1 protein-coding gene is annotated in these 594 nt (G+C 81.6%); it reads right to left on the bottom strand.

Annotated elements, in window-relative coordinates; translation table 11 throughout:
• Positions 1–594: DUF4139 domain-containing protein (locus OP86_RS38590; RefSeq protein ID WP_033334509.1), on the bottom strand; the 594-nt coding region annotated here is incomplete at both ends.

The raw sequence follows: 594 nt of genomic DNA, 5'->3' as shown, positions 1-594 counted from the left end.
GGGGGGGGCTGGGGGCGGGCCGCCGTAGCCGGCGAAGCCGCCCGGGGCGGGTGGGGGCGCGGGCAGCGGCTCGTCGACGCTCAGGGAGCCGCCGCCGTACGGGCCCGAGGGCGCGGGCGGGGCGCCTTCCACAGCGCCGAGGAACTCGGGGCGCGGGCCGGACGGGCGGGCGCCGGCGAGACGGGCCGCCCGGGGCGGGATGGCGGCCGACACCGGGACCGGGGCCCGGTGGCGCTCCTCGCGGAGCCGGGACGGGCGGTCGGCGGCGGCCGACTCGTAGCCGGTGAAGAGGTCGGACAGGCCGGCCGGGGGCTCGCGCCAACCGGAGGGCGGCGGGGCGGGCTGGCTGCGGCCGATCCGCAGCGAGGCGAGCCGGGGCAGGTCGGTGCGGCGGTCGAGGTCGGCGGTGGAGAGGGCCAGGCGCACACCCGTCCAGTCCTCGCCAGTCCGCTGGGCGACGCCGGCGCGCAGGACCAGTCGGCCGCTGTCGGAGCCGCTGCGGTAGGAGAGGCGGTAGGAGGGCACCCAGCGGGCGGCGGGGACGCCGTACTCCAGCTCCAGCTCCAGGGCGGGGACGGGGACGGGGGCGGGGGT

This window comes from Streptomyces novaecaesareae, assembly GCF_000716875.1.
Classification (GTDB): domain Bacteria; phylum Actinomycetota; class Actinomycetes; order Streptomycetales; family Streptomycetaceae; genus Kitasatospora; species Kitasatospora novaecaesareae.
Note: the sequence above shows the minus strand (reverse complement) of the source record. Positions and strands in the feature narration are given on the sequence as shown.